This window comes from Paenibacillus sp. FSL R5-0744 (genome assembly GCF_037972555.1).
GTDB lineage: Bacteria > Bacillota > Bacilli > Paenibacillales > Paenibacillaceae > Paenibacillus_AQ.
This window is the reverse complement of sequence record NZ_CP150228.1, coordinates 6,364,416-6,379,688: the sequence shown is the minus strand read 5'-3', so window position 1 is coordinate 6,379,688 and position 15,273 is coordinate 6,364,416. Positions and strand designations below refer to the sequence as shown.

The 15,273-nt window shown below is 41.4% G+C and carries 7 protein-coding genes; all 7 read left to right on the top strand.

Annotated features, from left to right (window positions below):
• Positions 1 to 156: 156 nt before the first annotated feature.
• The 7 genes from MKY19_RS28295 (at position 157) to MKY19_RS28265 (ending at position 15,049) form a co-directional block, all read left to right on the top strand.
• Entirely contained in the window at positions 157 to 4,050 is a 3,894-nt protein-coding gene (locus MKY19_RS28295) for an S-layer homology domain-containing protein (RefSeq protein WP_339799164.1), read from the top strand.
• A 260-nt stretch (positions 4,051 to 4,310) separates the two neighbouring features.
• Positions 4,311 to 4,652 carry a hypothetical protein gene (locus MKY19_RS28290; RefSeq protein ID WP_042131350.1) on the top strand — a complete coding sequence of 114 codons (342 nt, stop codon included), beginning with the start codon at positions 4,311 to 4,313 and terminating at the stop codon, positions 4,650 to 4,652.
• Positions 4,653 to 5,472: 820 nt separating this feature from the next.
• Complete coding sequence (locus tag MKY19_RS28285; RefSeq protein WP_339799161.1) at positions 5,473 to 8,223, top strand: hypothetical protein; 2,751 nt, start codon at positions 5,473 to 5,475, stop codon at positions 8,221 to 8,223.
• Positions 8,224 to 8,308: 85 nt separating this feature from the next.
• On the top strand, positions 8,309 to 8,845 hold the full coding sequence (locus MKY19_RS28280) for a hypothetical protein (RefSeq protein ID WP_339799158.1): 537 nt from the start codon (positions 8,309 to 8,311) through the stop codon (positions 8,843 to 8,845).
• Positions 8,846 to 8,998: 153 nt separating this feature from the next.
• Complete coding sequence (locus MKY19_RS28275) at positions 8,999 to 9,265, top strand: alpha/beta-type small acid-soluble spore protein (RefSeq protein WP_339799154.1); 267 nt, start codon at positions 8,999 to 9,001, stop codon at positions 9,263 to 9,265.
• Between the two features lie 339 nt (positions 9,266 to 9,604).
• Positions 9,605 to 10,807 (top strand): methionine adenosyltransferase, encoded by a 1,203-nt coding sequence (metK, locus tag MKY19_RS28270; protein WP_339799151.1) that lies wholly within the window; start codon positions 9,605 to 9,607, stop codon positions 10,805 to 10,807.
• Between the two features lie 201 nt (positions 10,808 to 11,008).
• Positions 11,009 to 15,049, top strand: a complete 4,041-nt coding sequence (locus tag MKY19_RS28265; protein WP_339799148.1) for an Ig-like domain-containing protein — start codon at positions 11,009 to 11,011, stop codon at positions 15,047 to 15,049.
• Positions 15,050 to 15,273: the final 224 nt, after the last annotated feature.

Genomic DNA, 15,273 nt, shown 5'->3' with positions numbered 1-15,273 from the left:
CTATCCTGTCACAGGATGGGCTTTTTACGTTCTTAAAATTAGCTAAAAAATGTTCTTTTTATAAAATTATTAAGCAGTATTCCTTCAAATTATCATCTTAAGTACCGATAAAATAGTTAACGTCAACAAAAGGGAGAGATTAATGACATGCAGCGCATGAGAAAGACATTTATATGGTCGCTACTGTTTGCTTTGGTAGTAACTTTAGTCCCCGCTGGACTTATGAATACCGCAGAAGCGGCAGATAAGCCCACCAGTTATTTTACACCTGATAATAAAGTTTTACGAAATACAGTTGATCTGACACTATTACCGTCAACAGGTACAACCACTCAAATCTCCAGAACTAATGTATTGCAAGTAACCGATGCGAGCTTGAAGGTTTCAGGAACCTATACAAAGGTAACCAGCTCTACACTGGGAGCAAATGTACAACTATTGAGCTGGGATCAGCAAGCTGGAAAGTGGGTTGAAGACCCTACACATGTGATGCCAGGTGTTGTTCAGTTGGATGTTGATAGCCCGGATAACCGGTTTACCGCGAATTTGACGCTGTATCCGGGAATTAATCGGATTACGTTGACCGGGTCGCAGGGAAGTAACGATCGTTCTGAGGCTTTTTATGTTCTTTTTGATAAGGTACCTTATGTTGAGAAGCTTCAAGTATTAGGCGGTTCAGATAAGCTTGACCTGAACGAAGGTGCGCAGCTTGTAGTAGCGAACTCAGAAATCACTTTGGAAGGTAAAGCACAAAATGCAACAAAGGTTACTGTTTCCATTAACGGTGAGGGTGCATCAGCTACCTCTCTATTGCAGGACGGAACCTTCTTCTCACAGCGGATGCAACTTAAACCAGGTGTGAATGAGCTGAAGTTAGTCGTAATGAACGGCTCTGATACGCTGTCCTTTCAATATACGATATTTTATTTTGATGAGAAGAATCCGATTGTTAAATTATACTTAGGGGATTCGTCTAATTATGTACAGGATCTGCTTGGCAAAGATCAGCCGATATTTACGGAGAAAGCGGATACCGCCAAAGTATTTGTTCAAATGATGGTTCCGGACAATGCCGGGATTCCATTTGCTGGATCTGCAATTGTAAAGCTTGATAATGCGGTTGTTACCCCTTCTTATGGAAGTGGGATGACTATTGATTCTAGTGGTAAATTGTCTTTAACTACTGGGTCTGAAATTTTGGTCCCTTCTCCGAAGAAAGATTCGCCTTCATATCGTCTAGTTACATTCAGCATTCCACTCACTATGGTGAAAGACACGGCAGCCAATATTTTAGTAGATCAAGTTCACGCTCTTTCGGTCGCTTATGGGACTAAAACAATAAATCGTTCCGTGGATTTTCAATATATGCAGGGGAAAACGGTTATCACTGATATGAGACTGTTAGAAGGATATAATCCCGCAGATACTACTATTCCACCAGGCGTATCGCTAAATGGAGCAAAGGTGAACTCCAGTGAGTTCTATATTCGGGTCAAAACTAATAGTTTACCTAATGATACTACGTTACTTGCTAGCTATTTACCTTTATCCACTAAAAGCCTAGCCCCTGAGTTGGTTAAGACAATTTCAGATACTGAATATATTTACAAAATAAATGATTTTCAAAATGGTAATCAGACAGTCCGCTTTAATTTTAAGGGTTCTACCGCAAATAAAGATGTTAATATTTCCTTTGCATCAAAGAACTACATCTATGTCGCTAACCTCACTGATGGAGAGACTTATACTATTGATTCAAGCGCAAACAAAACACTCACGGTTAAAGGGCAGTACATTGATTTCCAAAATCTAAAAAGTACTTTTTTTGTAGCTGAAATGTATGTTAATGGACTAAAAGTTAAATCAAGCACCGATGCTTGGGTGGACAAACAAACAGGTAATTTTGAAGTTCCACTAGCGGTTAACGCTACAGCAGGTCCGTTGGTATATGGAGAGAACAAAATCATCTTTACTGCAACAGGTATTGATGACAAAGGACAGACAAGAGAAGTGCGCAAGGAATTGCGTATATATATTATTGATGAGAATGTGTCAACGATTAGTAAGTTCCAACCTGCTGTTGGTACAGGAAGACCGGACTTTCCGTCTCGTGATTTTACATCTACCGATACAGGACTCGCCAAACTTTTTAATTTAACACCAGATTTCATTTATAAAGATAATATATATACAACAAGTTTGAAGACGTATGATTTAGTTCTTCGAGGAAGCGGAGCTGTTAAGCTTAATTTGAATTTGGGTACTAAAAATATTGTTTCTATTGATATTCCTACAAATTCACAAACGCCTGAGACTCCTACTTTTCCTCCAGGTACCGCATACACTTATAGCTTTGCAGGAAATCAAAAGGACTTTATTATGCGAATACAAGATCTCACTAATGATGCACCAGGAACGTATATATACACACTTGAGCTGATTAACAGCACAGGAGCTAAGACCAGTCGGAAGCTAGAGATTGTTAGAGAAGTAAGTGCGTATCGCCTTCTTTCACCTCAGCCTTCTGTAGGTACTCAATATGTTGTGAACAAAAACTTCATTCACTTCGATATTGAGGCTGAAGGAGCTACAGATGTTATCGTAGATAAGGAACGCGCGGTTAGACGTACTGACTTGGGGGCTAATAGATTTGTATTAGATTATGTGGGCTTAAAACAAGATAAAGCCAATCCTATTAAGATTTCAATTGTTCGCGGAGGAGCAACCACGACAGATACCATTTCCGTATTCTATACGGGGACTGTAGGTGTCGATTCACAGTACATGGCACCTAAGGTAGCGGATAAATACAGCGTGTTTAACAAGGCATTAGAATTAAATTTCCCTAAAGGAACGGTAATGCAAAGTACAGATAGACGGAACCTCACGAAATATTATCCTGACACGAAGTTGCGTTTTGGGATTGCAGAGCCGAAGACAGGTGTAGTAGAACGCCGTAATGATTATGGAAATGTTATTGGTTTCCCTGAGACGTTTGAGGACAGTGGTATTCCTACATGGAAGATTCCTGATGAGTTTACTCTTCGTTTTAGCTCCGATTATGAGACTAATAACTTTGGACGCATTTCGGAAATGTACTGGATTAGTGGTGGATTAGGAGAGTTGGGCACAGTCTCAACTGCAGGATACATTCCTGCTACAAACGGATTAGCTCCATATTCTGTAGATGGTTTGTTTGGTGATCCGCAGATTCCCGCTGAACGCAGAATTACGCCATCCAAACGCGGTACACTGACCCTTTCGTTTGACTCTAATGTAGTAGTGGAGGCAGGTACCCAAGTTACTGTATTCAAATATAATGATAAACGGGAATGGGAAAATATTGGAGGTACTGTAGATACCAATAAACACACAATCACCGTTCCGTTTGATGAATTTGGATACTATACCGTTATGAAGATGAGCCGAGGATACAACGATGTTACGAATCATGCTTGGGCCAGAAATATTTTGAATGCTTTGTACTCTAAAGGAATTATGAATAATCTTCGGTTTGAGCAATTCGGAACAGATGATCAGACGACAAGAGGAGAGTTCGCAACACTTCTTGTTAAAGGATTGAACCTTCCGCTTAATTATGATGATAAGAAGACATATGCGGATCTTGTACCCGGAGCAAGCTCAATTACCTGGGACTATGCCCATATTGAGACAGCGGCAAGAGCAGGTATCGTTACTGGACTCTCTGATGGTGTATTCGGACCAGATCAGCCGATTACCAGGGAACAAGCAGCTGTAATGATCGCCAGAGCACTTAAATTGAAGCTGGCAGTGAATGATCAGAAATTAAAAGACAATGTCGCCAAGTCATTCATGGATTCCGGTAAGATAGAATCCTATGCATTGTCTGCTGTTCAAGCAGTATCGAAAGCCAAAATCATGAATGGAACTGAAGTGAACACTCCAGGACAGAAGAAGCCTTCATATAACTTTAATCCTAAGTCCAACATGACCAGAGCTGAAGCTGGGAAAATTGCTGTTGAACTATTGAAAAAGAGTACTACTATATTCCCTAAAAACCTGAGCTAGAGGGAAAGCTTCATATTGTATGATTTTATTACAGAGGGCTGTTTAGTCGCCCTCTGTTTGTTCATTTATCAGCCACTATATATTCGGTATACTTTATATCTGATTACCATTTGGGTATAATGAAAAAAGAAAAATGCAAAGTTTTGAAGAGCACGTGGATGTATACAGCTTAAATTACCATTTAGACATCTTTGTAATCTGCGCCGATTTACGATACAATAACGTAGAAAATATTATTTTCTGAAAGGTGAAAGCCAACCATGAAACCGATTTTAGCAAAAGCACAGTTGGATTACATGAAAGCCAAGAATATGTTTGAGAATAGAGCAAAAGTGTTAGAAAAGGAAATTGCGGCTAAGCGGGCACTACAGGAGATTACGCAGGAGGTTATGGAGGAGCTTGTTCAGGCTACAGGATTCCATGATTCTTACAATGAGCTTGTCGTTGCTGAGAACGCTTTGATCGAATGGTCTCATACTACAATTAAACATGAGAAGAGCTACCGCGAGAATCGCGCAGCTATTGATGCAATGTATGACAATGTAAACTCAAGTCCTGAAAAGCGTCAGGAATTGATCCAGTTATCTATGAAGATTCGTTAGACCCTGCTGTAATAGAAGTAAGCGCCGGCAACGGCGCTTTTTTGTTGCGTTCAGCATGGTTGTTATCTGTATGGGAAGCATCGAATGGTGAAGGTAAATAGTAGCCATTAGCTTACGAATCATCAAAGCAATGAACCAGGAGGCAAACCAAGGAAGAACATGTTTGATCAAACCTATAAGCGAAGGTATTTAGATTATAGCTTTAAGATCCGAAGCTCGGATGAGGAGCCTCCATATAATCAGCCTACGGTGAATGTGAGTAATCAGGTCTTTTCCCCCTTTATACTCAAATTTTGTAGGAATGTTTAAATAAATGGCACTAGTGTTAATGATACTTAGTAAATATTGCATAATGACGTTTAGAAAACGACTATGGTATACTATTTTCCGTGGCAACCCATGATTAACAATAGTTAGTAGAACATACATATGTATCTTCTATTGGGATTGTACCGGGAAACAAAAAAAAGAAAAGATTTTTTTGAGAAACCGCAACTTTTCCAAATCTTCTGCGTTTAAGGTGTAGAGTCATTTACACAGGCAGTTGAAATTAACCGGTGGTAAAGCGAATTTAACAAAATGGAAAAATTAGCTTTACGTGACTTGAGGCACATTGTATAATACTTAGGTATAATTAGGAATCTAGTATTGTCATGTCCTGATCATTGTTTACCAGTTTCTGTGATACCCGTCACAGACATTATTTATACTTAATTTGCTCAACTCTGGAAAGGGGGTGCATCGGCTAATGAGTGACACGAGCTACTCAACTAAAGAAAAATCTCAGTTTATGAACGTCCAAGGAGGAGAAAAAAAGGTTATGAAGAAAATTTTATCCGTAGCATTATCTACAGCAATGGCATTCTCGATGTTTGCCTCTGTAGCGTTTGGTGACGCAGCAACAACCCCGCAACAAAAATTTGACGCTTTGGCAGCAAAAGGTATTCTCAATGGGTACCCAGATGGTCAAGCTCACCTTGAAAAAGATCTTACTCGCGCTGAATTCGCGAAGATCGTTACTAAATTGTTCGATCTTACTGAAGTAACTAACAAATTGTCTTACAAAGACAAAGGTTACAACGCTAAGAACTGGGCAGTTCCTTACATCGAAGCTGTTACTGCAGCTAACTTGATGCAAGGTAAAGATACTGTTAAAGGTATCTTCGACTACAATGGTAAAGTAACAGTTGAAGAAGTAGCGGCTGTATTGTTCCGCGCTTTGAAACTTGAAACACCAGCTACAACTGACAACACTGCATCTGCATGGGCTAAAGGTTATGCTCAAGCAGTAATCAATGCTGGTCTGATTGCTAAAGACACTAACTTCAAAGCTAACGCTAGCCGTTCTTTGGTAGTTGAAACAGCTTATGCAGTTGATCAATTGAAAGCAGCTCCTACTGTAGCTTCTGCTGAAGCAGTAAGCCCAACTAAAGTAGTTGTTACTTTCTCTGACAAAACTACTACAACTGTTGAATTGACTACTGCTCTTGTAGCAGGCGTTGAAACTACAATCAACTTCAAACACAACAACCACGATTACACTACAAAAGTAACTTTGGCAGCTCCTAAAGTTGTTTCCGCAACTGCTCCAAACGCTAAACAAGTAGTTGTTAAATTCAACCGTACTATCGATGCTGATACATTGGCTGAAGGTGGGAAAGTTATTGATGGCGTTGTAAAAGTAACTAAAGTTGGAAGCAAAGATGATGAAGTGGCAAACGCTACTGTAACTTTCAGCGCTGACAATACAGAAGCTACAATTACTGTGCCAGGAACTAAGGGTCTTAAAGGTAACTACACTGTTGTAGTAAGTGATGCTGTTAAAACAACATCCGCAGAAGCTATTCCAGCATTCACAACTTTGCTGACTGTAGCCGATACTGTAGCTCCAACTGTTGCTTCTGTTACTTCTACAGCTAAAGCAACTACTAAAGATGTTTATGTAACTTTCAGCGAACCAGTTAAAACTACTGGCATCGTTGCTTACGTAAATGGTTCAAATGCTGCTGTAACTGTACAAAATGATACTTACACTGAGTTCAAACTGAGTGGAGTAACATTGGATAGCGGTAAGACTTATGACGTATCCCTGCTTAACGTAACTGACTATGCAGGTAACGTGGCTAATCCAAACCCAATCAAAACTACTGTAACTGTTGTTTCTGACGTTGCTGCTCCTGTGATCAAGAGCGTAACTGCTGTGAGCGACAAATTCATCGAAGTTGAGTTTGACAAGAACGTTGAACGTGCATCTTTGGTTGGTAATGTTCGTCTCTTGAACTCTGTTGGAGAAAGCCAAGGTACATTTAGTGTTGTTACTAATGATAAAACAGGCAAGAAATTTACCCTGCAGAGCCCTCTGACTAGCTTCCCGTCCACTGGTAGCTTCACTGGAACTGTTGTATTCGGAGCAACTGTTAAGGATACACTCGGTAACACTTTGGGAACTGCTTCAAGTCAAGCGATCACTTTCACTAAGGATACTGTAGCTCCTACGGTTACTGGTATCACTTACACAAGTTCAACTTCTGTTAAGGGTCTGAAACTGACTTTCTCTGAAGATGTTGTAAACACTGGAGTAGGTTCTGTTGTACTGATCAATAACAAAACTGGTCAATCTAAGGCGATTGCTAACACTACAAGTGGTAGTGGAAAAACACATACATTGACTGATGTTAAAGTAGATGCTGGTGAGTACACTGTGCGTCTGCCAGAAGGACTCTTCAAAGATAAATCCTTCTCCGGCAATAAACTTGCTGCAACTGTATTGACTGTGAAAATCGGTTCGGAATCTTCTGATGGCGATGCTCCAGTACTGTTCAATGACCGTATTGTAATCACTGACAGCAAAAAGATTTCAGCTCCAACTGCAACTGAAACTGTTTATGGTGATGCTACTATCACTGTTGACCTGAAAGATGCAAGCGGTCTGAACGTTTCTTCTGTAATGGATGTTAATAGCTACACATTGAACGACAAGGCATTGCCTGCTGGTTCTTATGTGACTATTCAAACTCTTGATGAAAATGGAGCACCAGCAACTAGCTCTTCCAGTCCGAAATTTGCTCGTGCAACAATTCATATCCCTAGCTCTTCAATCACTGAAACTAAAACTGACTACAATTTCGTAGTTAACGGTGTTACTGATGTATCTGGTAACACAATCGAAGCGGTTTCGGCGAAAGGTAAGCTTACTAGCAGAACTAGCCCAGTCTTTGAATCTGCAGTAGTTTCCAGCGGTAACTCTTATGAATTGATTCTTGGGTTCTCTAAAAAAGTAGAAAATCTTGACAAACAACATTTGGCGATCTATATCAACAATGATTCTGTTGGAACTCGTCTTGATCAAAAGTATTACACTGTAACTGAGATTAAAAATGGATCGGATAAAGGTAAATGGTCTGTTACCTTCTCGAAACAAATCATTGATTCCAGTGCAAATATCAATGAGCAATTGGATCTGAACTCCAATGAAGTTAACAGAATCATCGTTAAGATTGTTAAAGATGCAACCGCACACGATGAAGATGGTAACAAAGTAACTGATGGTACAGAAATCTCCGCTAAGTAATCTCCGATTACCGAAGCACAGAATAGCCTCTTCGGAGGCTATTCTTTTTTTATAGGCATTTACCCCCATAAGAGGAGGAATTTCATTGAAATCGATATGGAAAGTATCAACTGCAGCTGTATTGCTGGCTGGTGGTGTTTGGGCTGGATCCCTGTTAAATGTTACTGCTGAAGGTGCAGGTGTGGGTTCACAGCCTGGAACAGCGGATGACCCAGTGGTTACCAAAAGCTATGTAGATCAGCAAATTCAGAAAGCACTTACAGGTGGTACAGGTACAGCTCCAGTAGCTACAGCTACTCCGAGTCCTAGCTCAGCTCCAACAGCAACAACAGCTCCAACTACTAGCAGTAATGAATCCGTAATTGTTGATGTAAAACCAGGTCAAACCTTAATTGCTTCCGCAGGCGCTGAATTTATTGTTCGCGCGGGAAAAGCAGTGATCTACTCTCAGGATGCGAATGGTGTTGCTGATTTAACAGATGGTAAAGATCTAGCTAATGGAGTCGCTGCACCATCAAACCATTTACTATCCTTCCCTCGTGATGGTCGTGGTATTACTGTGCAAGAAGGACAAACCCTTGGTCTTGTTGTTATGGTTCGCGGTGGTTATACATTAAAATAATGTGTGACTATATATATTCATATTGCCCTTAATTGTACTTGATCATACCTTCAAACTGATTTCCAAAGTTACAAATCATTGGCGCGATTGAAGAGTAGATGTTGAACGCACAATATTCCTGTAATCTTATAAATTCACAGGAGGTGCTGTAACATGGCACGTAACAATCGTACAGTGGTACCGGAAAGTCGGGCAATGCTGAAACAAATGCAATATGAGATTGCAGCTGAGTTTGGTTTATATGGGGCGCATTATGGAGGCGGAGCAGACACTGAGTTTGCTTCTGAATTAGGAGCAATCGGAGGTAGTGCTTCTGGCCGTAGCCAGTATCTTGGACATCTTAGTTCAAGAGATAATGGCTCTGTTGGCGGTGAAATCACGAAGAGACTCATTAAGCAAGCTGAACAGTCTCTTCTTTAATAATATCAGGGTGTAGGAACTCATAAATTCCCTATCTGATATTGCTTTTTAATACTTTAGAATCAATATTTATACTGTGATGGAGGGGCTTCGGAGTCATTGACACCACCTCCCAAATAAGATAATATGACTTTTGAGGAAAGCCTTAGACCTTTTCCATATGGGAAAGGTTCATTTTTTTGAAGAGTTTAATGAATATAAACATGAAAGACTGCAATCATCCTTCATAAAAGAAACAGGCTCCTGAGTTACTTTGTTATATATTTTTTTAATTTGGTCTGTGATTATTAAGGAACTCCTTATACAGTGTCAGACTAACCATAAGGGAGGTTGTTATACTTGTCTATTAAAGGGCGTCATTTGTTTACTTCCGAGTCCGTAACGGAAGGCCATCCGGATAAAATCTGTGACCAGATTTCAGATGCGGTATTGGATGCATTTTTAGCTAATGATCCAAATGCACGTGTAGCCTGCGAAGTAGCAGTAGCAACTGGTCTTGTTTTGGTGATCGGGGAAATCAGTACCAAATCTGAGTATGTAGATATTCCTGCCATCGTACGCAATACCATTAAAGAAATTGGATATACACGAGCAAAATATGGTTTCGATTATAATACCTGTGCAGTTTTGAGCTCTCTGAATGAACAGTCGGCTGATATTGCTCAAGGTGTAAACTCTGCGCTGGAACATCGTGATCCAGCACAACTAGCTGAAGAAACAGCAAATATTGGCGCGGGTGATCAAGGGTTAATGTTCGGTTTTGCTACGAATGAGACACCAGAACTGATGCCGCTACCGATCGCTTTATCTCACCGTATTGCTCGTCGCTTATCTGAAGTTCGTAAGAACGGAACTTTGGAATATCTGCGTCCGGACGGGAAGACACAAGTTACGATTGAGTATCAAGATGAGAAACCTGTACGCGTGGACGCTATCGTAGTATCCACACAGCATGCGGAAGAAATTTCTCTTGAACAAATTCAAGCAGATATTAAAGAGCATGTAATTATGCCGGTTGTTCCTGCGGAACTGCTTGATACTGAAACTAAATATTTTATTAACCCAACAGGACGATTTGTGATTGGTGGTCCTCAAGGGGATGCTGGTCTGACTGGACGGAAGATTATCGTTGATACGTATGGCGGATACGCTCGTCACGGCGGCGGCGCATTCTCTGGTAAGGATCCAACTAAAGTGGACCGTTCTGCGGCTTATGCTGCTCGTTATGTGGCGAAGAATCTTGTAGCTGCGGGTCTAGCTGATAAATGTGAGATCCAGCTTGCTTATGCCATTGGTGTGGCTACTCCTGTCTCGATTAATGTGGATACATACGGAACAGGTAAAATCAGTGAGGAAAAGATGGTTCAACTGATCAGCAACAACTTTGATCTTCGCCCTGCGGGTATTATCTCCATGCTTGATTTACGTAAACCAATTTATAGACAGACTGCAGCATACGGCCATTTTGGACGGACTGATGTTGATCTTCCTTGGGAACGCGTAGATAAAGCGGAATTACTCAGAGGTCAAGCAGGATTGTAGTTAATTATATGTTCTTATAATTCGTTAAGCCCGCAAGTTGGCACTTAGTGTCAGCTCTGCGGGCTATTTTTATGTAATGGGCAGAATTAGGATTGATTCTAATCATAGAGAAGTAGACTACTAAACTTTGTAAGCCCTTTAACCGAAATATAAGAATATACATAAAGACGTTAGTATGGTTTGAGAGGAGTCTATCACGGCATGAAAAGAAAAATTTCAATATGGACGGCAATTTTTCTAGCGGGAGAACTGGTACTTGGAGCAGGGTATCCTTCTATCGGAATTGGAATATCGGCAGTACATGCTGCAGCGGAATTTGGCATTAGTGTGTCGCCAGCACCTGGAGCAACCTATGTAAATATCGGGTCATCTCTTAAATTAAGCTTTGATCGTCAAGTAAACCCACAGGCTGGAGAAATTACCATCACGGGTCAGGGTGATAGTACACCTTTTGTGACGATTCCTATTGGTAGTTATGGTTTAATTGGTAGTTCAAAAGATTACGAGCTTAAATTAGGGCCAAACCAACAATTCACTCCGAATAAGGCATACACGGTCACAATTCCCAAAGGATTGTTCAAAGATAACGAGGGTAATGAATCAGGACTTACTTCATGGGTATTTACCACCGCTCCCGAGAGTAATACGGCTATCACGGCAGGCAACTTTTCACCGGCTAGTAATGCAAGAGTAGATGCCGGGAGTTTAAAGGAACTTAGTCTGACACTAAATAAGCAGCTGTTAAAAGGTGGGGGCTCTATTAGAATCTTGTCCTCAGCAGATAATACAACCGTGCAAGAGTTCAGAATAAAGGATGATGACACTAGAGTTAACGTTCTGACTGATGCAAACTCTACCACAGTTAAATTAACGTTGGAGAAAGCTTTGGCAGCCGGAGGAAGTTATTATGTTCTAATAGATGCCTACGCTTTTAAAGATGTTGATAATCGAACGTTTGCTGGTATTTCTAGCGGGAATGTATGGAGTTTTTCTACGAAAGGTGTAGCTGAAATTCCAGTAACCCCATCACCGGCTAACGGTTCAGGTGGTATATCTACCACAGGAGCGCTACAGCTCACTTTTGACCGTCCTATGATGCCTGCATCAGGTTATATTACGGTGTCCCCAGGGGCTGCTAACGATGCCAGAACGAGATGGCTTGATGTGAACTCCCCAGCCGTTACTGGAGGAAGCAGCAGAACTATAACATTGAATCCAGCGTCATCAGCCTCACCTCTGCTAAATGGCACGCAATATACAGTTACGATCCCCCAGGGTGCTTTTTATGATCAAGATGGAAATGTATTTCCTGCCTCGGGCCCGTACACTTGGACCTTCACAACGGTATCTTTGACTGGACTTGGCGTAAGTGCTTTGAATCCATCTGATCGAAGTGAATCTATTGCTAACAACAGATCCTTTTCGATCGCTTTTAATCGGGATGTGAATTACAACAGTGCAGTGGCCAATGGTGTGGCTCTATATAAAAGCGGAGGATCTCAGTTGCCGGTTAACGTTACTCGGAGTACCACTACAGCTAAAGAATTTATAATCACACCTTCTGTAGTGTTAGATAGTGATTCAACTTATTACATTGATATCGCTAAAGGGGCTTTTGTAGACGCAAGTGATGCCAACGTTCTATATGAAGGATTAAGTGGTAAGAATTCATGGAGCTTCAAGACCTTGTCTCTGGACAAAACTGCTCCACAGCTCACATCTGTACAGCTTGAGAATAACCGAACGATTCGTCTGAAATATAATGAGTCGCTCAATTCATCCATAGCGTTGTTGACCTCAAGCTTTGGAGTTACGGTGAATGACGAGAATCGAGCGATTGAAAGCGTCTATATTCAGGGAGACAGCGCTTATCTGGTGCTGAGTACAGGAGTAGCTGTTGGGCAGATTGTAAAGGTCAGCTATAATGGCGGACTGCGGACGATTCAGGATCCAAGCGGAAATGCGGCGAGCACTTTTAGCTCTAAACAGATCACGAACTCCATCGAGTCCTCCATGCCGACACCTAAAGATGGGAGAATCACAGGGAGATCCGTAGTATTAAACTTTAACGATACACTAAAATCAGTTTCCTATTACGCTCATAACCAGTTCTCAGTGACTGCAGATGGAAGCTCACTTGGGGTCAACTCGATCAGTTCCAGTGGTAATACAGTATATTTAACATTGGCTAGTGAAGCATCAAATGGACAGAATGTTCGGGTATCCTATTATGCAGGTTCTTATCCTTTGCAAAATTCTTATGGACAAAATATTGCGGACTTTACTGATTTCAATATCCGTAACAGTAACGATACGATTGCGCCAGTGTTTCAAAGTGCAACCGGAGGCGGCACTAAAATCATTTTGAATTATAATGAAGGCTTGTCTACAACCAATCTCCCACTGAATAGCCAATTCTCTGTTTTAGTGGGCAGCACGCCTAATTATGTAACTAATGTATCGGTCAGCGGCACTCAGGTTACTTTAACGCTTCAGAAAGCGCTGACGTTGAATCAGAATGTGACCATATCTTATGTGCCGGGTTCTGCCGGGGTGAGCGATTTGAATGGAAACCGAGCGGCGTATATTAACTTGCAGCCTGTATCCATTTCGGAGAATAGCGGCACCACTGTTCCGGAGATTAATTCAGCGGCCGTGTCGGGTGACGAGCTAACAGTTACTTTTGCAAAAAATATGCAGGCATCCGGTTCCCTCTTCACCAATCAGTTCGGAGTTAGAGCAGATAGCAGCAGCGTAGGAGTGCAATCCTACTATATCTCAGGCAATATTCTGAAGATAACATTATCCTCAGCTGTAAAAACCGGGCAAGCTGTCGACTTATCCTATATGTCTGGTAACGGTATGATTAAGGATTTGAGTGGGAATATACTATCCTCATTCTCAGCATTATCAGTTCAGAATCTAACCGGCGTGACCACCGGATCTGGAAGTCGTCCATCCTATCTGGGAACACTTGCAACGAGTGAGTTTGGAAAAGAGTATCTACTGTTAAAGAGCGACTCCTCACAAATTGTGGATGACCGTTCTTTATACAATCAATCCGTAAAAAGATATACTATAAACGCAGATCGAATAGCTGCAAGTTATGAATATCTGAATAAGATGAACAATGATATATTAGCTTTTGAAGTTCCTTCCACCGAGCAAGCAGCTTTTGTATCCGTTCCGCTAAAACCATTGCTCGATGCGGTAAATCGTAATAAAAATACTAAGTTTATGATTCGTCATGGAGATAACCTATTTAGCGTAGGGCTCAATGATATGGATATGAACGGGCTTGCAAGCAGCCTGAACTCGGAAAGTAAAAATATTTCGCTCGTGTTTCGCTTGGATAAAGTTCCAGCAGGCACGTTTACACCTTTTGAGCAAAAGCTGCAAACGTTGGGAATGCGAACCGTTACTAGTCTCATGGATGTTCGTGTGACGGCGATCGTTGGCGGCAGTAATTCGAATTCCAAGGCACTGGCTGTACCAGGAGAATACACCGTACGTACTACTTCCTCGTTAAATAGTGCGCAGACATCTGTAGTCAGATTAGATCCTTCTTATGACGATGCAGCTTATCTACCCACAAAAATCAGTACGGTAGGCAGCTATACGATTATTCGTGCTCGAACCAATGGTAATCAGGTGCTAGGGACCTTCTTGTCCCTCCGGACTTTCACGGATATGAGTAAGCACTGGAGTAATGCGATTGTAGCTGAGCTTGGCGCTAAGAGTATTATCGATAGCAGCTACGGCAATGCGTTTAATCCGGAGAAAAAAATTACCCGCTCTGAGTTTGCTGTTATGCTTAGTCGGGGTCTGGGTTTGCTTGGAGATCGTGAGACAGCACAACGCTTCCGAGATGTGCGGCCTTTCACACAAACAGGAGATTATATTGGTGCAGCGGCTAAGGCAGGAATTATTACAGGGAATACGGATGGTACTTTCCGTCCGAATGATAATATAACACGCGAGCAGATGGCGATCATGATGATCCGTGCGATGGAATATACCAATCATCCTATTACACTAAGCGGTACTTCTGCCTCAACACTTGCAAGATTCAAGGATAAGGCAAAGATTCAGAATCAAAGTGCGGAGTTCGTCGCAAAGGCAGTGCAATCAGGGATTATTTTGGGCATGACAGTAAGTGAATTTGGGCCCCAAGGCAATGCCACCCGTGCTCAAGCTGCCGTGATGCTACAACGGATGCTGAAACAGGCTGATTACTTGTAAACAACTCTTATATATAACCAAACAATTGGTAAAGCCCGGCAATTATGCCGGGCTTTTTTTGTCGTCTAATTATGACAGTTTTGACTCTATAAAGCTTGAAATCTCTCAATTTCGCAACTTTTTGGCTTATTTTCAGTCTATTAAAAGAGTACTAGAAAAATAGGAACCAGTTTCCAGACATTGATATGGACTGATAGAGTACAAAAGAGATGGGAGAGTTACGT

Excerpts from the sequence above, each read along its gene's own strand:
- MKY19_RS28285 (WP_339799161.1), top strand. The coding sequence starts at position 5,473 with ATGAAGAAAATTTTATCCGTAGCATTATCTACAGCAATGGCATTCTCG.
- MKY19_RS28265 (WP_339799148.1), top strand. The coding sequence starts at position 11,009 with ATGAAAAGAAAAATTTCAATATGGACGGCAATTTTTCTAGCGGGAGAA.
- MKY19_RS28275 (WP_339799154.1), top strand. The coding sequence starts at position 8,999 with ATGGCACGTAACAATCGTACAGTGGTACCGGAAAGTCGGGCAATGCTG.
- MKY19_RS28295 (WP_339799164.1), top strand. The coding sequence starts at position 157 with ATGAGAAAGACATTTATATGGTCGCTACTGTTTGCTTTGGTAGTAACT.
- MKY19_RS28290 (WP_042131350.1), top strand. The coding sequence starts at position 4,311 with ATGAAACCGATTTTAGCAAAAGCACAGTTGGATTACATGAAAGCCAAG.